The sequence below is a fragment of the Clostridium sp. C105KSO13 genome, assembly GCF_001517425.1.
Classification (GTDB): domain Bacteria; phylum Bacillota; class Clostridia; order Lachnospirales; family Lachnospiraceae; genus Muricomes.
In genome coordinates this window covers 38,708-61,513 of record NZ_FBWL01000153.1, presented here as the reverse complement: position 1 = coordinate 61,513, position 22,806 = coordinate 38,708, and the positions used below count along the sequence as shown (strand labels likewise).

Here is a 22,806-nt window from a genome sequence, read left to right as displayed (position 1 = left end):
GCCTTTTGGAACGCCATATTCGTTAGATAATTCTGTGATACCTTTACCAGCTTTATTACGCAGATCTACAATCTGCTGCTTGAATTCAGGGGTATAGGATTTTTGATTTTTTGCCATGATTGAACACTCCTTTATTATATTATAGAATGTTCAACTTTCCGTGTCCATAGTTATATACTAACACCAATCTATCGGCTTGACATGCAGCCGGAACTGCCAACACGGAAGCAGAGGCTTCCCCGCAACAAGGAGCCAAAATCAAAGAAACAAAAACGTACAAAGCGGAAAACAGAAACACCACCGGATTCCCCAAAAACGGTTTCGAAGCTGGAATCCTCCGCACCCGGAACCCCGGTTTCTGTTTCTCCGCCCGCTTCCAACCACGGTATAGATAAAAAAAAAGAGCGGCGGCAGTTTGACGTTACTACAAAACGCGGAATCCGAAAGCAGGCCAGAGAGGATATCCGGATACTCAAGCTGGAACACCGGCAGGCCCGGATGCAGGCAGAACAGCTCAGACGGGAAGCCGGACTTGCACAAAAAGAAAGCCGCCGCCAGAGAAAGGAGGAGAAAAAAGAGGCCATCCGTCAGGAAAAAGCCGTCCGTAAAGAAGCCGTTTCTGCAAAAAAACAGCTTGCGGCCAATAAGGCTGCAAATTCCCGGAAGCGCAAACGAAAAGTGCAGTCCCTGGAAGACTACCTGCCCATTGAGCGGATTGCCAATGGTGTCATTTACACCAACGACCATCGCTACGTTAAGATTCTGGAAATTGAACCTATCAATTTTCTGCTTCGCAGCGCCCGGGAACAGCAGGGTATTATTTACAGCTTTATTTCTTACCTGAAAATCAGCCCTGTCAAACTTCAGATTAAGATGATCAGCAAGAAAGCGGACATCAACAAACATCTGGAGCAGGCCGCACTGGAACTGGAACGGGAGACAGACCCCCATTGCCGGGAACTTCAAAAAGACTATATCCAGTTCGTGAAAAAACTCAGTTCCCGGGAAGCCGTCTCCAGACGGTTTTTCTTAATTTTTGAATATGAACCATTCAACATCAACCGGAAGGAGGAGGAAAAAGACATTTTGGCAGCTCTTGAGACCGCTGTCCAAACTGCCAGGACATTCCTGTACCAATGTGGGAATGACGTGCAGGTCCATGATAACGAGGATGAATTTGCAACAGATGTCCTTTATACACTGCTGAACCGTACTTTATGTACCGAAAAGCCACTCCCTGCACGTATCAACGAAGTGCTGAGCCGCTATATGTCAGAAAACCGTATGGAAGAGCTGGACCACATCCGTACCAATGAATTCATCGCTCCAAGAGATTTGAATTTCAAACATTCAAATTATGTTTTGGTCAATGGCGTATATCACACTTATCTGATTGTGCCCAGCGATGGTTATAAAAACAAGGTGGTTCCCGGATGGCTCTCGCTTCTGATCAATGCTGGGGAAGGAATAGACATTGACCTGTACCTCCACAAGCAGCCGAAAGACAAAATCCAGCAGCGGCTGGGACAGCAGATTCGGATTAACCGCTCCAAGTTAAAGGACGCCAGCGACACCAACGCCGATTTCGATGGTCTGGATTCCGCCATCCGATCCGGCTATTTCCTCAAGCAGGGGATTTCAAATAATGAGGATTTCTACTATATGAACCTGCTGATTACCATTACGGCCACTACAAAAGAAGAACTGGAGTGGCGGGTACAGGAAATGAAGAAACTGTTAATCTCACAGGATATGGATCTGCGCTCCTGCTATTTTTTACAGGAACAGGCATTTTTATCTTCGCTTCCGCTTGCAAACCTGGACAAGAAACTCTTTGACCTCTCTAAGCGGAATGTACTGACAACCGGCGCTGCAAGCTGTTATCCATTCACCAGCTACAGCATCTGTGACGATAACGGTATCTTGTTCGGCGTAAACAAGCACAACAATTCCTTAGTCATCGCAGATATCTACGACAGCAAACAGTACAAGAACAGTAACATCTGCATCCTCGGCTGCTCCGGTGCCGGAAAGACCTTTACCATGCAGACGATGGCTCTTCGGATGCGCCGGAAAGGAATCCAGGTCTTCATCATAGCCCCTTTAAAGGGCCATGAATTTTACCGGGCCTGCCGGAACGTAGGCGGAGAATTCATCCAGATTTCTCCAGTCTCAAAGAACTGCATCAATATCATGGAAATCCGGAAGGTGGATAATTCCGTCAATGAACTGTTAGACGGGCCAACCTTAGACGCTTCCGCCCTGGCTGGAAAGATACAGAAGCTGCATATTTTCTTTTCACTGCTCATTCCGGATATGACCCATGAGGAAAAGCAGCTTCTGGACGAAGCCTTGATTAAAACCTATGCACGCAAAGGAATCACGCATAAAAACGAGTCCCTGCTTGACCCACAGTACCCGGAACAATACAAGGCGATGCCAATTCTGGGCGATGTCTATGATGTCCTGATGGAAAGCGACGACACCAAGCGGCTGGCACATATCCTGAACCGTCTGGTACATGGTTCCGCCAGTTCCTTTAACCAGCAGACCAACGTGGATTTAACGAACCGGTACATTGTCTTAGATATCTCGGAGCTGTCAGGCACAAGTGATCTTTTGACTGTCGGCATGTTCGTTGCTTTGGATTATGTCTGGGACAAGACCAAAGAAAACAGAACTGAGGAAAAAGCAGTCTTTGTCGATGAGGTCTGGCAGTTGATCGGCGCTTCCAGTAACCGGTTAGCCGCAGAGTATGTACTCGAAGTCGCAAAAATAATCCGTGCTTACTCAGGCGCCGGCATTTTTGCCAGCCAGGACTTAAATGATTTCTTCGCGCTGGATGACGGAAAATACGGAAAAGGCATCATCAACAACTGTAAAACCAAGATTGTCCTCAATATGGAGGATGAAGAGGCACAGCGGGTAAAGAACATCCTGCGCCTCTCAGAGACAGAGGTCATGAACATTACTCATTTTCAACGGGGCAATGGTCTGATCTCTACGAACAACAACAATATCACGGTGGAATTCAAAGCTTCCAATCTGGAAAAGGAACTGATTACTACCGATCGGCAGGAACTCCTGGAGATTTTGGAACGCCAGAAGAAACATGCCGTATAACCTGCAGCAAAGAAGTGCTGCATAACCCCAAGACTCACAAGGAGGAAGATTATGATAGTAAAAACAACACAGCAAAAAAAACGGCTGCTGGCTTTCGTGCTGGCGGCCGTCCTTATAATTAGTGCCGTTTTGGCAAACCATACTGCAGTCTTTGCAGCTGACGGGACGCTGACATTCAACTCCGGTGAAACCATCTCCTATGGGGACTACTTCACCACACGAATAACCTTTGACGGCTCCAATACCGCCTATTGCGTGGAACCCATGAAAACCACACCTGCGGCAGGCTCATATGAGTATAACCTGCTCGGAAAAGATTCCCCCGTCCGGAAGGCTCTTTATTATCTGCCGGGCGGATATGCATATGACAAACAAGTCAAAAATCAGTATTTAAGCGGCTGGTCCGAAGACAATGCCTATGTCATCGGCCATCTGGTCGTTGCCTATATCTATGCCGGGTACACCGCAGACACCGGTGCATTCTATGGGGCGCCACAGTCCTATATTGATAAGGCTTTAGAAATCACCAATGCAATCAACGCCCTTCCGGCGCCTCCAGAAAGCTTTCGTGCCTTCCTTATTCCCGGAAGCTATGACCAGAGTATTGCCGGAAGCTGGTATCAGAAACCATATGGCTGGGTTCAGCTGGAGAAATCTTCTGCCAACCCGTCCCTCACGGACGGCAATGGAAATTACAGCTTAGAAGGGGCACAGTATGGCATCTATCATGGCAACAAGCTGATTGAAACTCTGACCACCAATCAGAAGGGACATGCAAAATCCGGTGACCTGGAAGCTGATATTCCATATACGATCCGGGAGATAAAAGCAAGCCCCGGGTTTATTTTGGATGTGAATAGTTACGACATCACTGTTAAAAGCGATGTTACCAATACCTTGAAGGTAAAAGAACTCCCGCAGAACAACCCGTTGGATCTTGTACTGCAAAAGCTCGATAAAGAAACCGGAACGAATGCACCCCAAGGCAGTGCTGCTTTAAAGGACGCAGAATTTACGGTCAAGTTCTATGCAAGCCAGTCAGATACTGACCCCGGCGCTTCCGGCGAGAAGCCTCTTCGTACCTGGATATTTAAGACAGATACTGCCGGAGAAATCCATTTTACAAACAATTATCTTGTGTCCGGTGATGCGCTCTATTTTACCTCGGGCGGCAAGACCCCATGTCTTCCGTTAGGAACCGTGACCCTTCAGGAAAGTAAAGCACCGGTCGGCTATTTTCCATCGGAAACTGTCTTTATCCAGAAAATCACAGGTGACGGCAAGAATGAAACCGTATCCGTTTACAATGCCCCCAATGTGGAAGAACAGATTTACCGGGGCGGTGTCAAAGTCCAGAAACGTGATTTGGAAACAGGGGAAGCGAAACCACAAGGCGACGCTTCTTTAAAGGACGCAGAGTTTACCATTACTACACTGAATGAGAACCCAGTGCTTGTAGATGGAACCTCCTATTCCAAAGACCAGGTTGTCATGACTCTGAAGACAGATGCTTCCGGAATCGCTTCTACCGCAAAGGATGCCCTGCCCTATGGCCGCTATCGCATTGATGAGATTACCCCGCCGGAAGGCTACCTGCATTCCGGAAAACTTTCCGTTGAATTTGATATTGTGGAGGACGGGAAAATTGTTGATTTAACCGCAAAGGAAGATTCCATCCTGAATCAGGTTATCCGCGGTGACCTGGAATTTGTTAAAGTCTCCGACGGTGACTTAAACCGTCTGGCCAATGTTCCTTTTGCCATCACATCAAAGACAACCGGTGAGAGCCATGTCCTTGTAACGGATAAAAACGGCTATGCCAGCACCTCTGCCGCGTGGAATAAGCATACCGCAAATACTAACCGCGGGGAAACATCAAAAGACGGCATCTGGTTTGGCAGTTCTGAGCCGGATGACAGCAAAGGAGCCCTCATCTACGACACCTATACGATTGAAGAACAGCGCTGTGAAACCAACGAAGGCATGAATCTGCTGAAGTTTGATGCTACCGTATACAAGGATTCTGTAACCATTGATCTGGGCACCCTGACCAATGACCGGATTGTTCTCGCAACTACCGCTCTTGACAAAGACACCGATTCTCATTTCAGCCAGCCAAAGGAAAAAGTGACCCTGGTGGACACGGTAGAATACGAAGGGCTGAAAAAAGGGCAGGAATACCGGCTCATAGGCACGCTCATGGACAAGGAAACCGGAAAGGCCATTGAGATAGATGGCAAGCCGGTAACTGCGGAAACTACTTTTACACCGAAAAAATCCACAGGAAAAACGGAGGTGATTTTTACATTTGATGCTACTTCCTTCGCAGGAAAGACCGTTGTTGTCTTTGAAGAACTCTATCAGGAGGGCGTAAAGCTTGCAGTTCATACGGATATCAACGACGAAGACCAGACCATCTTCTTCCCGGTGATTAAAACCATGGCCAAGGATTTTGATACAGGCATGAACCTTTCCAATGCAGATAAAGAAGTCACACTGATTGACACGGTTTCCTTTACGAATTTAATGCCAGACAAGGAATATCAGTTATCCGGAAGCCTCATGGATCAAGAATCAGGTGAACCAATTACACTTGATGACAAACCGGTTACTGCACAGACTACCTTCACCCCGGAAGAATCTTCCGGTACGGTCGATGTGACATTTACGTTTGACGCAGCTTCCCTGAAGGGGAAAACAACGGTAATATTTGAGTCCCTGTCCTATGAAGGAAAAGAAATCGCAGTACATGCGGACCTTGCAGATGAGGGGCAGACAATCCAATTCCCTAAGATAAAGACCACAGCTTCCGATTCCGCAACCGGCAGCCATACATCCGCACCGGATAAGGAAGTGACACTGATTGATACGGTTACTTATGAAAATCTGATTCCGGGAAAGGAATACCGTCTGTCTGGAACCCTGATGGATAAGGAAACAAAGAAGGCCCTTGAAATTGATGGTAAACCGATAACTTCCGAAATCACCTTCACTCCTGAAGAACCTTCTGGCACCGTGGAGCTGTCTTTTACATTCGATGGCAGTAATCTGCTGGGAAAGACTATCGTTGTTTTTGAATCTGTGTCACTGGAAGGAAAAGAGGTCGCTATTCACGCTGACCTTGAGGATAAAGAACAGAGCATTTATTTCCCGGAAATCAGCACCTCCGCTAAGGATGGCAAAGATGGAGATCAGGAAATTCTGGCTGAAACTAACGTCACCATCATCGATACCGTAACATACAAGAACCTGACGCCGGATAGCAAGTACAAAGTCTCAGGTACGCTGATGGATAAAGAAACTGGCAAGGAACTGATTATCAATGGAACGCCGGTAACCGCTGAGACAGAATTTACTGCTAAGGAATCCAATGGCACAGTCGAAGTCAAATTCACCTTTGACGGAAGCACTCTGGACGGCCATGCAGTCGTCGTATTTGAAAAGCTTTATGATGTCACCGGAGAAAAAGAAGTACTCATCGCAGTTCACGAGGATATCACAGATGAAGGACAGACCGTCAAATTCACAAAGATCCCTGAAAAGGAGACCCCGCCGGAGAAACCTTCTACCTCCGCCCCTGTAAAAACCGGAGATGAGACCAATCTCCTTCTGTATGCCGGGTTAGCGGTAGCGGCTTTGCTCCTTGCTTCTGGTCTTGGTCTTTTCATCCGGAAAAAACACCGTGCAGCGAAGAAACATGATAACCCGTAAACCATAATTTTTTGCAGGCAGCGCTCATGCTGCCTGCTATTTAGGTGATGAATATGGAAACAACACACTGCAGCGCGGATGCCAAACACATCCGCCGCTTTCTAAATACCTGTGACGGCAACTGGCATTCCTGTATCTATGTCAGTTGTACGTTCTGCCAAACCCCAGGGCTTTGTAAGGAGCGTGATTTCCTGTTCCTTCCAGATGAAGAGGGAATTCCAAGCATCCTCCCCATATCCGATGCGAAGTTCCTATTCTCCCGGATTCCTGAACCCATGGAATGCTTAAGCGTCCTCACCGTTGCTCAGTTTCTCTCCATGTATCAGCAGTTTTTTAAGCAGCGGCAATTTTCCTCAAATGGTTGCCCTTGTATGTCTCTGCTGCATGCTCAGGAAGAGGCCTGCTATGACTGGTAAGGTTGCACTTTCCTTCTCCTTTACGTACAGAATAGAAAAAGGAGGTGTCAGACCATGAAGTATGCAGCTACAATCCTTCAGATGCTTGACGGAATTTTCACCAATTTAATATGCATCCCCATACTCTTTATTCTGTACTGCAAGTTTTCTCCGTTCAAGAAGCGAGGAAAAAAGTGGAAACTCGTTTACCGGATCTGTCTCGGATTAGTGATGCTTTATCTCATCCGCTGCTTCTTTGCCGGTTTTATCTTTACGGAGATAAATTATCCTCGCTTTACAGACAGCCCGTTCCTGCCGGTTTACGAAGCCCTGTTCTATCCGAACCATGGGTAATCTGGCAAATTCTGGTATTTGGTCCGAATCTGGGAGCAGTTTCGGCACCGGTTGTATAGGAATTCATCACCCGCTTCTCTAAAATATAAGTATACGATACGTATGTTTGTAAGCAAAAGGCAATACGCATTGCATACCAAAAGCGAGGTGACACATATGAAAAAGCAAACTATATACTGTCCGTATTGTGGCAGCAAAGCTGTGTTAAGGGACGCCTCCTTCATCTATGGGTCTAAATCCAGTGGCGGACTGGTCTATGTATGCAGCCATTACCCCACATGTGATTCATATGTGGGTGTCCATCCCGGAACGACTACTCCGAAGGGTACTTTGGCCAACAAAGAACTGCGCCGGAAACGGATTGAGGCCCATCGGATGTTTGACCAAATCTGGAAACTGGGAATACGGTCAAGGTCCGGCGCTTACCGCTGGATGGCACACGTCTTCCGTCTGGAAAGCCAGCAGGCTCACATCGGGCAACTGGATGACTCCGGATGCAGCCAACTGATTTTGGAAGCCGCCAAGATGCTGCACAAGCATCAGGCACACCAACAGGCAGTGGGGTGAAAGGAGGGTGCCTTATGATGACGGATGAACAGCGCCACCTTGTGGAACAATACCTGTATCTGGCTCCCCGGATGGTGTCCGCCCTTACCAGAACCTGCCCCGGTCGGGCTTATCAGGAGCTGGATGACTTAGAACAAATCGGATATCTTGCACTATGCAGGGCCGCAATGTCCTATGACGGGACACGCTCATTTAAAACCTATGCCCAGGTGGTAATCAAACATGCCATTTTTGATCACTGGCGGCACATGAGCTACCAAAAGGAACGGTTCTGCTCTCTGGATGCCATGTCCAGTTCAGACCGGCTCACATATGAGCAGTTGTCCGCTGAGGAATCCGCTGATACGGCCACACCCGAGCAGGATACCATGCACCGCATGGCTGAGGACTATTTAAAACTACTGGAGACCCAGAGCTGCGATATGATTCAGAAAGGAATCGCATCCCTGTGCCTGCAAGGAAAGGGATATACAAGCTCTGACCTTGCCAAGCTCTATGGCGTTCCATCAAACCGGGTCCGTGCCTGGCAGAGCAAAGCCAGGAAACTGCTTCGGCAAGACAAGGAACTTTATGCCCTGCTAACATAATTTGAGGAGGAACCACTATGTTGACGCTATATACTGCAATCGGATATTTGAAATTCAAAAAAGGTGCAAACGGAAACTCCGTTCCTATGGTGATAAATCGCGAACAGGAATATGGGTTATCTGAACATGAGCTGCTTCTGTGGAGCTGCCTGGCTTTCCAGATCCACCAGTTCCACGAACTGGAGACTGAATATGAAACCAGGAGAAAACGTGCCGGATTAACGGAAGCACTGCCGCTTTCCCACTACTTAAACCGTCTGCTCCTTCGCAGGCTTATCGCCAAAGGCGACGGCTTGACCGGAGTAGATGCGCTGTACCGGCTTTTAGGTGAATTGTACATCACTCCCGTACACAATCCTTTTTCGGCACGACTTTTCACCTGTATCCAACTATATACAGAGGGAAAAATCACGCGGAAGGATTTCGGCAAGTATCTGAAGAAAGAAAGGCAGAATGCGATTGAAAAAACAATCCTGAAGCTGGCACAGGCGGTTCCTCTTTCCACAGCTGAACTAGTTACCTGCGTGGATCAGGGAAAGGAAGTCCATTCATCAAAAGATGTCATGGACACCCTATATCATACCCCGGATGTCACCTGCCAGACACTGGCTGATGATGCGCAGCTCCATCATGTGCAGTATCCGGTCTTGCAGGCCATCGGGAACCTATATCTGAATAAACAAATCTCATTCCAGAGACTCTAAGAAAGGAGACTTATGCCAAAACCGTTATTTACAAAGCTGGTTGCCCAAGGGGCAATCGGCTTTTTTTGTGTACTGATTGGGTGCATCTATAGTATCCACACGCACGACAGAATCTTCCTGATGTTAAGCCTGCTTATCGGCCTGTGCAGCATCATCCGGTTCTTCAGCCTATATCGAATGATTCGCCGTGGGCATTTCATCACCATAGAAGGAAAGTGCCAGAAGCGGGAACCCTCCATGTTCAAGAAGAATCAGCAGATTCTATTGCTGACGGAGGATGGACAGGAATTCCGTTTTTCACTGGATAAAAGTGTTAAGATTCTGCAAGGGCATCATTACCGACTGTATTTTCAATCCGATAAATCGAATGGTAAAGACCAAGCTGAGAATCTCTCAAATGCACTTCAGGATTTTCTGGGGTTTGAGGAGCTTACTTCCGTTGACTCAAAGAAACCTACCAGGATTCCATAATTGAGTACAGTCATTCTTACATATATATCTTGATGTGCTCCATGATTCTTATTTATTTTGCAAAGACTATTTCGATTGAACATCCTGTCAAATTGAATTATACTATGAATAAGTGAAAGCGGAAAATCGAAATTTATTTTTGAATAAGAAATAATACGAAGGAGATACAGATATGGATTCAAATACTATTTTAAGTAATATATTACAAGAAGAAGTGCAATACTTTTATAATTGTATACGAGATTATGATAAAAAACGAATTATAGACATTGCTATGGTTGACGATGTTTATGCAAAAGTATTTGAATATGATATGTGTGATGTGCAGAAAGAAGCGGTAATGAAGGCTGGTACTGCACTCAATAATTCAAACGGAACAGTGATTTTTGCGCCATCAAGAGATAAAACAACACTAGTAGTTTTATCTAAGAAGGTATTGCCTCAAAAAGATCCTGACGAAGTACATGGAACTGTATTACATGAGCTGACTCATGCACATGATTATTACGATTATGCAGATTATTTGCAAATCAGTGATTATAATGCACTTTTTGATTCGCAATACTATAACGCATTTTTCTTTTGGACAGAGTTTCATGCTCGGCGAATCGGTTACAAGAGATTTATAGAATATAAATTTAGAAAAGGGTGGAAACAGTTTAAAAAACACAGATATGAGTTCCTTGAAGGAATTAAGGCGAGCTTTTCGATTTATAGCAGCAAAGGACGATTATATGATCTTATGCAAGCTGCTGGTAGATACTATACATTTATAGAGTTGTGTTCATCACATACAGAAAATTTTAAAGGAGATGTCTTAGATGGTAATGTTGAATCGGATTTGATTAATATATTAAATGAAGTATACCGCTTCTTGACTGAGAACAGTGAGTTTAAACAGTTTGTAAATAATATTGCAATATTTGACGAGTTATTGCAAAAAATAGACTCCAGCAGTATTTGAGGTTAGATAAAATAGTCTGATTCTAGCTTTGTACCAGTTAGAAGCGTACTCCACCAGATGTACAGCAAACCCCAGTGAATTTCTGCAATAGGTACAGGAATTCGCTGGGTTATATGCGAACTATAGGCTTTTCTTATTATTTTCAAATAGCTCTGCAATGTCTATGCATCTAAGAGCCGTACCGCTTCGACCAAATAGCCATATGCTTCTAATTTCTGCTTTCTTATGTAGGCAAGCTTTTTGTATTTTGTCTTTGCGATACTTGCATCTATATATGCTTCTGGATGTTCGATTCTCTGGTATTCCTGTCCTGTCAGTAAGCAGGCCGCCAAATACATGACCTTACATGCATGATGCGCTGCTATCTCCCCACTGTATTTTGCCCCGAGAACATGACTGTCCAGAGAACGAATCCCTTTTATGTACAACGGATATTCTTCCGACTGCAATGCCCCTTTTCCAATAATACAAGCAGCGCTGCTGATTGTATCATTAAGCACCTCTTCCCATGTACTGGATATTCCTCTGTAAGCAGTCTCTTCTTTCACTGCCTTACAATATGTCTGGAATGTATTTTCCTGATTTGTCATGACGTCAGTAAGCATTGCAACATCATAAAGCTGTTTCATAATCTCCAATTCTTTATTGATGCCAAAATGGATTCCCGTTGTATGGGGTGCAAAAGCAGTCAGTTTATCCCCCAAGATGCAGTCTGCTGTCGGTACAGTAACCAGTACTTTTTCGTTTTCAACTATAAGAAGTTCATTTTTTATTTCTGTCTGTATGGTCTGTATATATGGACTTTTGGCAAATACTACATCCAGAAGAATATAAAATTCTCCCCTCTGGATTGGTGAGTCATATATAAATTTGAAATGTCTTTTCTCAATACGATTTTTTCCAATTCTTGTCTGCTCCTCATATCTGCGAAACGGAAATATCTTTGACGCTTCCGCTATATAGAATTCGATATCTGTCCCCGGCTCAACAAGAATATCTATATCTGTCGAAAGCCTTTTGGGCTGTTCCGTTAACAGCATCAGGCAGGTTCCTCCCTTAAATATGAAAGGCATACCTACCTTTGCAATCGCCTCCAATAATCCAAAAGCATACATCACCCGTTCCAACAAACTGGGATCTTTTCTATTATTTTCGCGTAATCGCATGATGTGTTCCAACGTATAATTTTCTTTTGATAGCATATGTTTTCCCCTTTTGTAATTTTCTCTATCATATCAGACAGATAGTCTGATACCAGTATTCTCCTTTATATAATTTCGTATATCATCTTCCACATGTCTCCTTCTTGCATACCGGAATAGTTTTGTCTCATCAATGACGTATTTTTCAAACATATCTTCACAGATTGCTTTGTATTCATAGCGCTCTATCAGGTTTCCTGTCAATTTGGAAGTAAAAAGGTCTACCAACAGTTTTTCCAGTGGGCTGGAATGTGCTTCCTCCGGTCTTGGGGCTTCTGAAACCAGTCTTTGCACGACCACAGTATCCTCTGCCCCTCTGTGCCTGTAAAATTGTTCCTCTGTTGGCATAAAAAGCGTATAAGGGTAACGCATATGAAGCAGGTCAAATACCGACTCTTCCAACATATTTTCCACATCCACAAAAATAATGTTCTTTGCAATCTGATGATTCACGAACTCATTTAGTTGTATCAATTCCCACATCTGAAAGACTACCAACGGATAATTCTCTTCGATGTGCCTCTCAATCTCATAATATTCCCGACTATGCTGGTAAGTATAATGTATCTTCCTTTTCCCCTCCTCTATACGGATGTATTTTCCTTTTCCAACTGTCATGATTTTATTTTCATTTTTTAATTTCCCTAACAGCCAGTTAATCGAGCACTCCGTATAATCAGGATTCAACTGGCGGACAACCTCTCGGAACAACTGCTTCCCAAACACCTCTCCCACAGGAATCTTATTGATTGCTGTTTTCATATCCATTTAATCACCTTCTTTATCAAACCGGCACTTTTTTATTTTTTTGCCAAACTTCTAATAACAGTATATCTCATTTTATGGATAAAATCAACGCAATTATAAAATCGGCACTTTTTTTAATTATTGCCGATTTTATAGTTTATTTTGTTTCTCAAAACCTTTGCACACCCTTTATCATAATTCCTCTTTCATCCACGCATCGTGCCAAGTAAACTATATGTAGTGTGTTTTTATTTGACTATAACCATATCTTGTGGTAATATAATATTGTATTTGAGTTTTTGTGCAATTCCCGAACCGGGAGTCTGGACCATTCATCCAGGATGCACATGCTGTTTAAGTTGGAAATTAGTGTCATTATGATAGCCGTATTATGCGGTTTCGTAATGGCACTTTTTTTATTTATCACTATTTATCATGTTTCAGCCCAAAGAGGCAGAAAGGAGTTTTTATGTCAGCAATTGTTCATGTGTTTGGAAGACCAACTCAAGAACCAGCTATGCAGAAAGCACAGAATTCGGGGACCGAGTACTGTAATCTAAGCATAGCAACCAGCCAGAGAGGCCAGAATGGAGACGAGCCCCTGTACTTTGAATGTCATTTCAATAAGTTCTTAGCACAGCGTCTTGTCAAAGCCAAGGTAACTACCAAGAGTTGCCTGCATGTATATGGAGACTTAGAACTTCACCCCTTCATTCACCAGAATGGGGCAAATGCAGGAAAACCAGGTATCAACGCAAAATTAAATGTCAAGGACTGGCAGTTCCTGCCTTCCAGCAGACCGGAGAATGCTTCGGGTGCAAATGGCGGGTATGCCCAGAACGGGAATGCCCAGCAGTACAATCAAGGAGGCGCAGCTCCACAGGGTGGCGGTTACCCGAATCAGGGAATGCCAAACGGCGGCTATTCCGGCGCACCAAATGGCGGTTATCCCAATATGCCTGCAGCAAATATGGGCGCAGGGGTACCGGCACAGCCAGGTTACCAGACCCCAAACCAGGCGCCGCCAAACTATAATGGTATGCCCGCCGGAAATGGTTATGGGAACAACGGATTTACCAATGTTCCGGAAAATCAGGCAGGCCAGCTTCCATTTTCCTAATACCCAAGCACCATATGTACTTAAGTAAAAACTTACCGTTGAGGAATTGCATCCTATCAAATATTTGATTATGCAATTCCTCTTTTTTGTTTCAGAAAGGATGGATCAAATGAATATGCAAAAGAATGGCATGAAATTTTTAAGATTTATCGTGGCTTTGCTGTTTGTAGCAGCACTTTTTCTTCCGAAAAGCACGAACCGATATCTGATTGCTGCAATCGCTGCCATCGGGATTATCGTAACCGTATGGATGTTCCTTCTCCCTCTACTCTCCCGCCTGCCAAAGGTGTGGAAGCGGCGGAAGATAACACCTTGCTCTGGCTCTGACGAAGCAGAGCCTGTGACCGACATGGAAACCCTGCTCTGGAGGCAGATCAGTTACCAGATTACCGGGAAACTGAAATCTGCTTATCCGGAAGCCACCTGGGACTTCTCAAAGCGTCCAAGTGTAGACCGGCTACTGGCAGGAAAACCCCTGCGAATACGGACAACCGACACAAAGGATTACAATTTTGCCGAAGTACGGATGGACCAGTTTGGTAATCTTGTCATCCAGATGATGACCATCGAAGCCTTAAAAGGCAGGGCAGCAAAAACAGGGGAATCACAGACACCACAGGTGGATCCCGAATCCTGGTATACCTTAATCGGACGTCCGCTCTTAACCAATCTGGTAGGCGAACTGCAGGCCAGAGGACATCAGAAGCTGTATATCAATGAAAAAGGGGAAATTTATATCCAGAACGGAAATACTCAGGAAGTCAAAGGAACCTTTGAACACTTTCCTCCCAGAAATTACTGGGCAGCGCTTAGCGATATCTTTATCCATGACGAACTGGATGTCAAGGAAACCGAACAGGCGCTGGAATTATCCTGGAATTCATAAGGAGGAAATGGATATGGCCAACTATAAATTAGTAGATAACTGGACATTCCGCAGAAAGCTGCCGGAGCCATTTGAGGATTACACCGATGATCCGGTCTTTAAGGATGTCTATTCCAAGTATTGCAACCAGCCACAGAAGAAATCCACCCTCCACGCGTCAACACTGAGGGCACTGCTTGCCTATATGGAACTCGAAGCACCGTCCGGTGCCAAAACGCCGGAGGAACTCGGTGCCATCGGCAGCCAGAACAACAACTTCACCATTGCAGAATATCCCAGTAAGACCGGGGAACTACATGTGGTGGTTTATAACCGGATGAATGGTAAATTTACTGCCGGACGCTATACCATGCCGCCGGATGTAGACAGTACCCCTGAAAAGTATGTGTTGAAAGAGAACGAGAACAGCGGCGCAGCACTTCTGTTTACGCTGCTCCCTATCGCAATGGCGGATGATGAATTTAATGAGTATTACCAGAAATTAAAGGAATACCGGGATGATGGATTTACAGACACGGAAGAGGCCGCAAAAACAGCCGCTGTACTCTGTGACAATCTGTACCGGCGGATCCGGTATGGGGACAGCCTCCCTGTAGGCGGAATCAAGACAGATCTCCCTGCAAACGGCGTAATCCCTGTACTAAAGCCCTTTAATATCCAAAAAGGTATTTATGCGCCAACCAACGTCATCCATGGTGACCTGCAGGTGGTTAAGCCTGGGGCTGCATTGAAAAAAGCAGCCGTCACCATTGCATCTGAAGATTTTGTCAGCAAATACATCCTGTCTGATACCCGGACATTAACTCCAGAAGAAGAACTCACGGTCCCGCCGCTTCCCCCCTGGTATGTAATTCCAGAGGAGATTAAGCGTATCTGTGAACATGCAAAATTGACAACCGCTTCCGTGCAGCCGATGCGAAACTTCCTCCTGCGTGGTCCCTCCGGGACAGGCAAGACGGAAGGTTCCAAAGCCATTGCTGCCGGATTACACCTTCCCTACCGGTGCATCACCTGCTCTGCAAACACGGAGATTTTCGACCTGCTGGGGCAGATTTTACCGGATGTGGACGGAAAAATGACACAGCTGCGGCATACATATCCTACATTCCAGGACATTGCATTGGATCCCTCTACTGCTTATCAGAAACTTACCGGCATTTATGAGGAAACTGTCTCTGAAGATGACGTATACCAGAAGCTGATTGATGTGATTGCTGCGGAAATGCATACACATTATGCCAACGAAACCTCGCGGCAGAACTTCAAATATGTGGATACACCCCTGGTGGAAGCCATCCGAAACGGATACGTGATAGAAATCCAGGAACCCACCGTCATTGCAAACCCGGGCGTGCTTGTAGGTCTGAATTCTTTGCTGGACCGGTGTAACAGCGTGTTTCTTCCCAATGGGGAAATCGTAACGCGTCATCCAGATACTATGATTGTGGTGACGACCAACAATGATTATGCAGGCTGCAAGCAGATGAACCAGTCTGTCATCTCCAGAATGAACCTTGTCATTGATTTGGAAGAACCGGATGAGGAGACCCTGATAGAACGGGTGCTTGGTGTTACCGGATGTTCAGATAAGGCAACGGTACGAACTATGGCACGGATTGTCAAATCCATCTCCAGTTACTGTAAGGAGAATCTGATTACCGATGGGTGCTGTGGAGTCCGGGAACTTACTTCCTGGGTCCAATCGTTTATGATTTGCGGTGATATCCACGAAGCTGCACGCTATACCATCCTCTCCTCGGTTTCCGCTGACCCGGACAGCCGCAGTGAGGTGGAAGGAAGCTGTCTGGATACCGTACTCGCCGCCTGATGGAGGTATTTGTATGTGCCACTACCGAATTACGGAGGCGGACATGTGCCAAACGCTTGCAGGCAACCTTCGTTACCTGCGTAAATCCCGCAGTAAACGGATTTCCCAGAAGGCGCTGGCGCGAATCCTAAACCTCCCCGCGAAAACAATTCTAAATTACGAATCCGGTCACACTTCCCCTTCCGCCTATGCGGTTTTTATGCTTGCAGGCTATTTTGAATGTACGGTAGAGGAATTACTGACCAAACACTTATATGAAAGGACAAATAATCCATGAAAAGCAACCAGCAGACATTAAAACGAATGATCCGGGAGCAGGAAGCGTCTATTACAGATGAAGAACTTTTTATGTCTTCAGCATTTCAAAGATACCAGACTGCCTTAGCAAAGTCAGCAACCGGCCGTTACCGCAACGGGCTGCAGGTGATTATGGACTGGGAACCTTCCGAACATGCACATGTTGCATATACCGATAATTACAAGATTCACAGCAATGCTGCGAATTCAATCACCCAAAGCTTCCCGTCGCGTTATCTGCGTGCCCAGAGCCTGACCGGCCTGACCGGGCATGAGGTGGGGCATCTGTTATACACAGACTTCACTTCTCTTGGGTTGTACCTGAATAATATGGCGCATGGGGTATTCTATCCCGACATGCCATCCCTTGCACAAGTACAGTACCAGAAAAACATCGAGGAAATTACGGAAGCCGTAGAAAGTAAGGATAAGGCTACTTGTCTGACTCTTTCCCACTGCGCATCCACAATCAGCAACATCGTGGAGGATATCTACATCGAAGCGCGTATGTGTGAGGCTTTCCCGGGTATCTTTAAGCAGGGAATCCAGCTGAATAATTTAAGGTTTTCTGAACAGATTCCGTCTATCCAGGAACAACTCGACGAGAATTACAATGATTTTTCTATTGTGGCGAACCTTATCATTGCCTATTGCAAAGCCGGAACGATCAATAACATCTCCGGCTACAGAGGTCCGTATCTGGACTATTTAGAGGAATGTATCCCTTATCTGGAAGACTCCCTGTATTCCGATGACATCAAGGACCGTTTCCATGCAACCAACCATGTACTGGTGATTCTTTGGCAGTACTTAAAACCTCTCATTGAAAAAACGAAGGAAGAGTTGGAACGAGCGAGTGAAACACAAGCAGGAGAATCTCTGGCTGAAACATTGGAAAAAGAAATCAAAGGAGGTCTGCCCCTTCCAACCGGAAAAGGCGGAAACCTGCCCACCAATGCAAAGAAAGGGAAATGCGATGCCGGCCAGACCGCGCCTATGGATGCAAAGACGCCTGACACCCGGCAAGAGGACTTAAACGAAGCTTCAGAAGTCCTGCGGGAAGAGGGCGGACGGATTGCCCTGGCAAAGACGACGACTATTTTAGATGAGAATAATCCGGGAATTACTTTCAATTCCCAGTATGCCGGATCAGGGTATGAAAATGCCGCAAAGGATTTGTTTGACATCCTAAATGGTATTGCCACTGAAAAAGCAGAGACACAATACCAACAGGAGCTGACGGAAGAATTGCAAAAGGCTGCGGATGACATTCACTATGGGAACGCTCATCAGGGCATCCATGTCACCGTCAACCGGATGCCAAGTGTATCCAATGAAATGATTTCCCAATACCAGTCCGTAGCGCCGGCACTCTTACGTGCTTCCAGGCGTCTTCAGAGTTCCCTTCTTCCCTTATTGCAAGATGAGGCAAACGGAGGAAAGCAGAAGAATCTTCTGATGGGGAAACGACTGGACATGCATACACTGCACCGGGAAGATGGTACGATTTTTACAAGAACGCGCCTGCCATCGGATGAACAGAAATTAGCGGTCGGGCTTTTAGTCGATGAGAGCGGCTCCATGGGTTGGAGTGACCGCATCACACATGCAAGGAAGACCGCCATCGTGCTCTACGATTTTTGCAGGCGCTTACAGATTCCTATCACCATCTACGGCCATTCTACCGGGCACCGTGGTGTAGAACTATATTCTTATGCAGAATTTGATTCCGTAGACACAGAGGATTGTTACCGCCTTATGGATATGAGTGCCAGAGGCGGAAACCGGGACGGCGCTGCCCTGCGTTTTGTAGCAGAGCATTTGGAAAAACGTCCGGAGAAGAAGAAACTACTGATCATCATTTCTGATGGACAGCCGGCAGACTGTGGTTATTCCGGGACAGAAGCGGAAGCAGACCTGCGTGGAATAAAAAAGGAATATGAAAAGAAAGGTGTCATTACCTTCGCTGCCGCGATTGGGGAAGACAAAGAGCAGATTAAGCGTATCTATCAAGATGGATTTCTGGATATTACGAATCTGGAGAATTTGCCCAAGAACATGACCCTATTGGTCAAGCAGCATCTGGTATGACCGCATAGTAAATGGACTTACACAAAATGGAAGGAAAGAGGCAGAAAACTGCTTCTTTTCTTTCTTCAGACAGAAAGGAGCTTTTATGAAAATTGCAATGATACGAAACATAGACCCACAGGGACGAATCGTAATACCCGCTGAAATCCGGCGGACTATGGACCTCGCTGATGGCGAACCAATTGAAATAGAAACCAATGGCGCAGATATCCTTCTTCGGAAGTACAACGCATATGTCTCTAAGGATGAACAGATTCAGAAATTCCTCGGCATCTTATACAGTGTTATACGCTGCAGCGCCATGGTCTGCACACCGGAAAAGGTCATTGCCACAAAAGGGATTTTCATCCCGGAAGGCAGTCTTATATCTCCGGAACTGCATGAGTATCTTCAGCGGGATGAGGAGTTCTTATTCTCCTCAGAGCAAACCTTAGATGCACTTGAGAATCTGAAAGAACCGGTATCTGCCATCTTCCCCATAAAAACGGGGACACATCAAAGTCCGACTCTGGCGCTGGTCTTATTTTGCAGACGCAAAGAACCATTGTCTGATATGGATCTCGGCAGCGCCAGATTGGTCGCAGCCACGTTGGCACACCATTTGCCCTAGAAAATGCAAACAAAAGTACAAAATAAAGGAGAATGACTCATGAAAAAATTACATACATTGACCACCGAGCAACGCCATTTTGCTGACCTTCATCACAATCTGGTGTACAGCTTCTTAAATGAAAATAAATTAGAGGAATCCGAGTTCTATGACGTAGCCGTTTTTGGCTATTTGCTTGCTGTACAGGAATACCTGGAACGTCCGGAATTGGCACGTCTTAAGTTCAGCACCATCGCCTGGACCCGGATGAAGAACTGTGTTGCCGGTGAATTTCAGTATCGGAACCGCCAAAAGCGCAGAGCTATTTTTGAGGATTATAATGAGGAGGTTTCTTCCATGACGCTGGATGACCTGCTTCCGAACCGAATGGATGCCATAGCTGAGACTCTGGATAACCAGGAACAGCTCCTACGGCTTTTGTGCCATCTGACACCAAAGGAGAAGGAGGCAGTCTATCTCAAAGCAGATGGCTATACCTACCGTGAAATTGGGGAACTCTGTTGCATCACCGTCTACGGTGTTGGCAGTCGCTTCTCCCGGCTTCGCAGAAGGCTCCGGGAACTTTCCCTGATATAAGGAGGCGCATGATATGGATGAACTCGCACTCAGACGTGCAGCACAGATTCTAGAAGCAGAATTTGGTCCGGACTGGCAAACCATTGCAGGAATGCTGGGGACAGAAGGACTTCGGAAACGTGTCGGCAAAGAACTGACCTCATTCATGGCCTACCCGGAACGCGGCACAGGCGGCAATAACCAATGGCGGGGCAACTGCTCTCCAGAGGTGATAGCTGCCGTACTGCGGTATGTTCTGGACTGTAAGAGCTACGAGGGGAAAGATACCAGTCAGTTCACGTTTTTGGACCCTATGTCCGGATCCGGAACTGCCAAAGCCGCTGCGGACCGGCACCATGTCCGGTCACTCCTTTACGATTTGAATCCAGCGCCGGCTGTAGGCAAAGGAAACTGGAATGCCCTGAAAGATGATGTGGAGGATTCTGCGGATTTGATTTTTTTCCATCCGCCTTACCATGATATCATCAAATACAGCGGAAACATGTGGGGTTCTCCACACCCGGATGATTTATCCCTATGTGAAAACTACCAGGAGTTTCTGGAGAAACTAAATTTCTGTATCCGGAAATTCTTCCTGGCACTGCGGAAAGACGGCAGGCTTGCCATCCTTGTGGGAGACATCCGCAGCAATGGGCATTTTTACAGTATGCAGCATGACCTTATGCGGATGGGTGACTTTGAATCCTTTCTTGTCAAAGCCCAGTTCAACTGCGCCTCGGACAACCGCAGATACAAAAAGCCATTCATCCCTGTTGTCACGGAATACATGCTGATGCTGAAAAAAGCAGATGCGCTTATGATTCCATTCAGCTGCAGGCAGGAAGGCTGGTTCTCTGTAAAGGATACAGACATCACGGCTCTTACCTGGCATCACCTCATCCGTATGACTATGGAAAGCATCGGCGGCTCCGCAGCACTAAGCGATCTGTATGAATTATTGAAAGACCACCCAAAGGCAGCCAAAAACCCTCATTATCAGGAACGGATTCGTGCCACACTATACGAACACAGAGAACAATACCTCTGTGTATCCCGGGGCTGTTTCCGCCTGAATTACGAGGTAGCATAGGAGGTAGTTTATGAAGAACAATAATAAAATCTGTAAACTCAATGATACCAAGAAGCAAATAGCATTAACCGGCACACTTGCCCTTCCACTCCGTGTAGGGGAACGGGCATTGATTTCCTATCAGAACCAGAGCATCATAACTTCATCTGTCAAACAAATTTTGGAGGTTTCAGACCATGGCGTCATTTTTGAAACCCGCAACACACTGTATGACCTTAGATTCATTTGGATGCCAATAGAAACCGGGGTGTTATGCGCTTGAGTATGACAATCTATGAACTGGGAGGCAGCTTAGAAGAGCTGCTTTCCACTTTAAAAAGAAACCGGGAAGGTGTGGGAGTCCAGACTCTGAAGACTAAGTATCAGCATCCCTACAGGGCACTGTTGAATCAGATTGAACAAACGGCCAGTTCCTTCGTCAGTTCAGTCGCACTCAGAGGACTGGTTCTCAATCCCGATGTCCCCCTGCAGGAACAGCTTGACGTAATCACCAAAACCATTGATGATTCCGGTCTGCTAATTGAAATGGGCCGGGATATCTCCAGACACTATGATGTAAGCCGACTGCATTCGCTGGCTTTGAAAATGCGTAAACAAATAGAACTGGCACTTTGGCCATACATCAACCTGAAGACTTGCCTTGTAGCAGATCTGTCTGACCTGGAAAAGGAGCCTGTCATCTATAATACGCTAACAGAAGAGATTTACGAGCATAATACATGGGTGACACACCCCCTGAGCTTGCAAGGGAAACTGCTGGTGTATCTGAAGCCAAATGCTGAAGATGAAACTGCCGGCTCTACACCGGAAAAGGAAAGGAAAAATTATGACATTACAAGAACGAACTAAAAAATTGGAGGTGGATGGATAATGGCAAATATCTGCTGCGATGACATTTACTTTTACACAGAATCCAACACGGAAGGACTTCAAAATCTCTGGGATGACCTGGAGGCTTGCATTATTATGAGTATAAAGCCGGATGACTCCTGGATAGGTAATTTATTCAACTACAAAGGCATTTCCACATCTGATATCTGCCTGCGGGGCAATGTCACTTATATGGAGCGGGACAAAGAAGGTATTCTTCTTGATTTATCCACTGCCTGGTCGCCGCTTTACGATGCATATCAAGCCATAGCAGCCCACTACGGTGTGTCCTTTGTATGCAAGAGCATTGAGCCTGGTGAAGAAATTTATTATAATACCGACACTACCGGAACCTTTTTCCCGGAAAAGTACATCATCTCCATCTACGATGAGGATGCTGTGACACCTTCCGGCGACAAAGTATCCAACGTATTGGAGGATTGGGACCTTTTCGAATCAGAGCAGGAACTTTTGGATAAATTTCGTAATCTGGGATATGCCGCCAACTCTTTCACTGAGCTGGAGGCGCTTCTGGATGATGAGGAAATCACTGTCCACACATTTGAAAATCCCTGGGCCCCTGAAGATGACTTGGAGCTTTAAAAATGACTTTGGACCGTCCGTGTTGGGCGGT

At 45.9% G+C, this 22,806-nt stretch carries 22 protein-coding genes; 20 read left to right on the top strand and 2 right to left on the bottom strand.

Annotation, left to right across the window (positions count from 1 at the left end; translation table 11 throughout):
• The first annotated feature begins 201 nt into the window (after nucleotides 1-201).
• From BN3456_RS04450 to BN3456_RS04410, 9 genes are all read left to right on the top strand, one after another.
• Nucleotides 202-3,123, top strand: a complete 2,922-nt coding sequence (locus BN3456_RS04450; protein ID WP_242862798.1) for a TraG/VirB4 family ATPase — start codon at nucleotides 202-204, stop codon at nucleotides 3,121-3,123.
• Nucleotides 3,124-3,174: 51 nt separating this feature from the next.
• Nucleotides 3,175-6,834 (top strand): VaFE repeat-containing surface-anchored protein, encoded by a 3,660-nt coding sequence (locus BN3456_RS04445; RefSeq protein ID WP_089982933.1) that lies wholly within the window; start codon nucleotides 3,175-3,177, stop codon nucleotides 6,832-6,834.
• A gap of 53 nt (nucleotides 6,835-6,887) precedes the next feature.
• On the top strand, nucleotides 6,888-7,250 hold the full coding sequence (locus BN3456_RS04440) for a hypothetical protein (protein ID WP_089982932.1): 363 nt from the start codon (nucleotides 6,888-6,890) through the stop codon (nucleotides 7,248-7,250).
• 54 nt (nucleotides 7,251-7,304) lie between these two features.
• Complete coding sequence (locus BN3456_RS04435) at nucleotides 7,305-7,583, top strand: hypothetical protein (RefSeq protein ID WP_089982931.1); 279 nt, start codon at nucleotides 7,305-7,307, stop codon at nucleotides 7,581-7,583.
• 156 nt (nucleotides 7,584-7,739) lie between these two features.
• Nucleotides 7,740-8,150, top strand: coding sequence for a zinc-finger-containing protein (locus BN3456_RS04430; protein WP_089982930.1), 411 nt, complete (start codon nucleotides 7,740-7,742; stop codon nucleotides 8,148-8,150).
• Nucleotides 8,151-8,164: 14 nt separating this feature from the next.
• Nucleotides 8,165-8,737, top strand: a complete 573-nt coding sequence (locus BN3456_RS04425; RefSeq protein WP_089982929.1) for a sigma-70 family RNA polymerase sigma factor — start codon at nucleotides 8,165-8,167, stop codon at nucleotides 8,735-8,737.
• 17 nt (nucleotides 8,738-8,754) lie between these two features.
• Nucleotides 8,755-9,441, top strand: a complete 687-nt coding sequence (locus tag BN3456_RS04420) for a cell division protein (protein ID WP_089982928.1) — start codon at nucleotides 8,755-8,757, stop codon at nucleotides 9,439-9,441.
• Between the two features lie 12 nt (nucleotides 9,442-9,453).
• Nucleotides 9,454-9,912, top strand: a complete 459-nt coding sequence (locus BN3456_RS04415) for a hypothetical protein (RefSeq protein ID WP_089982927.1) — start codon at nucleotides 9,454-9,456, stop codon at nucleotides 9,910-9,912.
• Between the two features lie 172 nt (nucleotides 9,913-10,084).
• Nucleotides 10,085-10,876: a hypothetical protein gene (locus tag BN3456_RS04410; RefSeq protein WP_089982926.1), complete on the top strand. Its 792-nt coding sequence runs from the start codon at nucleotides 10,085-10,087 to the stop codon at nucleotides 10,874-10,876.
• Nucleotides 10,877-11,037: 161 nt separating this feature from the next.
• Here the strand turns inward: BN3456_RS04410 and BN3456_RS04405 are convergent, their stop codons facing one another.
• Nucleotides 11,038-12,078 carry a nucleotidyl transferase AbiEii/AbiGii toxin family protein gene (locus BN3456_RS04405; RefSeq protein ID WP_089982925.1) on the bottom strand — a complete coding sequence of 347 codons (1,041 nt, stop codon included), beginning with the start codon at nucleotides 12,076-12,078 and terminating at the stop codon, nucleotides 11,038-11,040.
• A 33-nt stretch (nucleotides 12,079-12,111) separates the two neighbouring features.
• The gene (locus tag BN3456_RS04400) at nucleotides 12,112-12,846 is read right to left on the bottom strand and encodes a DUF6577 family protein (RefSeq protein WP_089982924.1); all 735 of its coding nucleotides are present in this window, start codon (nucleotides 12,844-12,846) and stop codon (nucleotides 12,112-12,114) included.
• A gap of 448 nt (nucleotides 12,847-13,294) precedes the next feature.
• On the opposite strand from BN3456_RS04400, the gene BN3456_RS04395 reads away from it, so the two are divergent.
• The 11 genes from BN3456_RS04395 (at nucleotide 13,295) to BN3456_RS04345 (ending at nucleotide 22,775) form a co-directional block, all read left to right on the top strand.
• Nucleotides 13,295-13,945, top strand: a complete 651-nt coding sequence (locus tag BN3456_RS04395; RefSeq protein WP_089982923.1) for a single-stranded DNA-binding protein — start codon at nucleotides 13,295-13,297, stop codon at nucleotides 13,943-13,945.
• A 109-nt stretch (nucleotides 13,946-14,054) separates the two neighbouring features.
• On the top strand, nucleotides 14,055-14,831 hold the full coding sequence (locus tag BN3456_RS04390; RefSeq protein ID WP_089982922.1) for a hypothetical protein: 777 nt from the start codon (nucleotides 14,055-14,057) through the stop codon (nucleotides 14,829-14,831).
• Between the two features lie 13 nt (nucleotides 14,832-14,844).
• Nucleotides 14,845-16,659, top strand: a complete 1,815-nt coding sequence (locus BN3456_RS04385; RefSeq protein ID WP_089982921.1) for an AAA family ATPase — start codon at nucleotides 14,845-14,847, stop codon at nucleotides 16,657-16,659.
• Nucleotides 16,660-16,672: 13 nt separating this feature from the next.
• Nucleotides 16,673-16,936: a helix-turn-helix domain-containing protein gene (locus tag BN3456_RS04380; RefSeq protein WP_089982920.1), complete on the top strand. Its 264-nt coding sequence runs from the start codon at nucleotides 16,673-16,675 to the stop codon at nucleotides 16,934-16,936.
• The gene (locus tag BN3456_RS04375) at nucleotides 16,933-19,047 is read left to right on the top strand and encodes a vWA domain-containing protein (RefSeq protein ID WP_089982919.1); all 2,115 of its coding nucleotides are present in this window, start codon (nucleotides 16,933-16,935) and stop codon (nucleotides 19,045-19,047) included. The genes BN3456_RS04380 and BN3456_RS04375 overlap by 4 nt, the downstream gene beginning before the upstream one ends.
• Nucleotides 19,048-19,132: 85 nt before the next feature.
• On the top strand, nucleotides 19,133-19,657 hold the full coding sequence (locus tag BN3456_RS04370; protein ID WP_089982918.1) for an AbrB/MazE/SpoVT family DNA-binding domain-containing protein: 525 nt from the start codon (nucleotides 19,133-19,135) through the stop codon (nucleotides 19,655-19,657).
• A gap of 39 nt (nucleotides 19,658-19,696) precedes the next feature.
• Complete coding sequence (locus tag BN3456_RS04365; RefSeq protein WP_089982917.1) at nucleotides 19,697-20,233, top strand: sigma-70 family RNA polymerase sigma factor; 537 nt, start codon at nucleotides 19,697-19,699, stop codon at nucleotides 20,231-20,233.
• Between the two features lie 13 nt (nucleotides 20,234-20,246).
• The gene (locus tag BN3456_RS04360) at nucleotides 20,247-21,302 is read left to right on the top strand and encodes an SAM-dependent methyltransferase (RefSeq protein WP_089982916.1); all 1,056 of its coding nucleotides are present in this window, start codon (nucleotides 20,247-20,249) and stop codon (nucleotides 21,300-21,302) included.
• 10 nt (nucleotides 21,303-21,312) lie between these two features.
• Nucleotides 21,313-21,564, top strand: coding sequence for a hypothetical protein (locus BN3456_RS04355; RefSeq protein WP_089982915.1), 252 nt, complete (start codon nucleotides 21,313-21,315; stop codon nucleotides 21,562-21,564).
• Nucleotides 21,561-22,151, top strand: coding sequence for a hypothetical protein (locus BN3456_RS04350; RefSeq protein WP_176699096.1), 591 nt, complete (start codon nucleotides 21,561-21,563; stop codon nucleotides 22,149-22,151). The genes BN3456_RS04355 and BN3456_RS04350 overlap by 4 nt, the downstream gene beginning before the upstream one ends.
• A gap of 21 nt (nucleotides 22,152-22,172) precedes the next feature.
• Nucleotides 22,173-22,775, top strand: a complete 603-nt coding sequence (locus BN3456_RS04345; protein WP_089982914.1) for a hypothetical protein — start codon at nucleotides 22,173-22,175, stop codon at nucleotides 22,773-22,775.
• Nucleotides 22,776-22,806 lie beyond the last annotated feature (31 nt).

Bases quoted from the DNA above. Each gene is read 5' to 3' on its own strand.
- BN3456_RS04410 (WP_089982926.1), top strand. From the start codon at position 10,085: ATGGATTCAAATACTATTTTAAGTAATATATTACAAGAAGAAGTGCAA.
- BN3456_RS04420 (WP_089982928.1), top strand. From the start codon at position 8,755: ATGTTGACGCTATATACTGCAATCGGATATTTGAAATTCAAAAAAGGT.
- BN3456_RS04390 (WP_089982922.1), top strand. From the start codon at position 14,055: ATGAATATGCAAAAGAATGGCATGAAATTTTTAAGATTTATCGTGGCT.
- BN3456_RS04405 (WP_089982925.1), bottom strand. From the start codon at position 12,078: ATGCTATCAAAAGAAAATTATACGTTGGAACACATCATGCGATTACGC.
- BN3456_RS04400 (WP_089982924.1), bottom strand. From the start codon at position 12,846: ATGGATATGAAAACAGCAATCAATAAGATTCCTGTGGGAGAGGTGTTT.
- BN3456_RS04375 (WP_089982919.1), top strand. From the start codon at position 16,933: ATGAAAAGCAACCAGCAGACATTAAAACGAATGATCCGGGAGCAGGAA.
- BN3456_RS04430 (WP_089982930.1), top strand. From the start codon at position 7,740: ATGAAAAAGCAAACTATATACTGTCCGTATTGTGGCAGCAAAGCTGTG.
- BN3456_RS04355 (WP_089982915.1), top strand. From the start codon at position 21,313: ATGAAGAACAATAATAAAATCTGTAAACTCAATGATACCAAGAAGCAA.
- BN3456_RS04370 (WP_089982918.1), top strand. From the start codon at position 19,133: ATGAAAATTGCAATGATACGAAACATAGACCCACAGGGACGAATCGTA.
- BN3456_RS04445 (WP_089982933.1), top strand. From the start codon at position 3,175: ATGATAGTAAAAACAACACAGCAAAAAAAACGGCTGCTGGCTTTCGTG.
- BN3456_RS04380 (WP_089982920.1), top strand. From the start codon at position 16,673: ATGTGCCACTACCGAATTACGGAGGCGGACATGTGCCAAACGCTTGCA.
- BN3456_RS04360 (WP_089982916.1), top strand. From the start codon at position 20,247: ATGGATGAACTCGCACTCAGACGTGCAGCACAGATTCTAGAAGCAGAA.
- BN3456_RS04385 (WP_089982921.1), top strand. From the start codon at position 14,845: ATGGCCAACTATAAATTAGTAGATAACTGGACATTCCGCAGAAAGCTG.
- BN3456_RS04435 (WP_089982931.1), top strand. From the start codon at position 7,305: ATGAAGTATGCAGCTACAATCCTTCAGATGCTTGACGGAATTTTCACC.
- BN3456_RS04345 (WP_089982914.1), top strand. From the start codon at position 22,173: ATGGCAAATATCTGCTGCGATGACATTTACTTTTACACAGAATCCAAC.
- BN3456_RS04450 (WP_242862798.1), top strand. From the start codon at position 202: ATGCAGCCGGAACTGCCAACACGGAAGCAGAGGCTTCCCCGCAACAAG.
- BN3456_RS04395 (WP_089982923.1), top strand. From the start codon at position 13,295: ATGTCAGCAATTGTTCATGTGTTTGGAAGACCAACTCAAGAACCAGCT.
- BN3456_RS04365 (WP_089982917.1), top strand. From the start codon at position 19,697: ATGAAAAAATTACATACATTGACCACCGAGCAACGCCATTTTGCTGAC.
- BN3456_RS04425 (WP_089982929.1), top strand. From the start codon at position 8,165: ATGATGACGGATGAACAGCGCCACCTTGTGGAACAATACCTGTATCTG.
- BN3456_RS04415 (WP_089982927.1), top strand. From the start codon at position 9,454: ATGCCAAAACCGTTATTTACAAAGCTGGTTGCCCAAGGGGCAATCGGC.
- BN3456_RS04440 (WP_089982932.1), top strand. From the start codon at position 6,888: ATGGAAACAACACACTGCAGCGCGGATGCCAAACACATCCGCCGCTTT.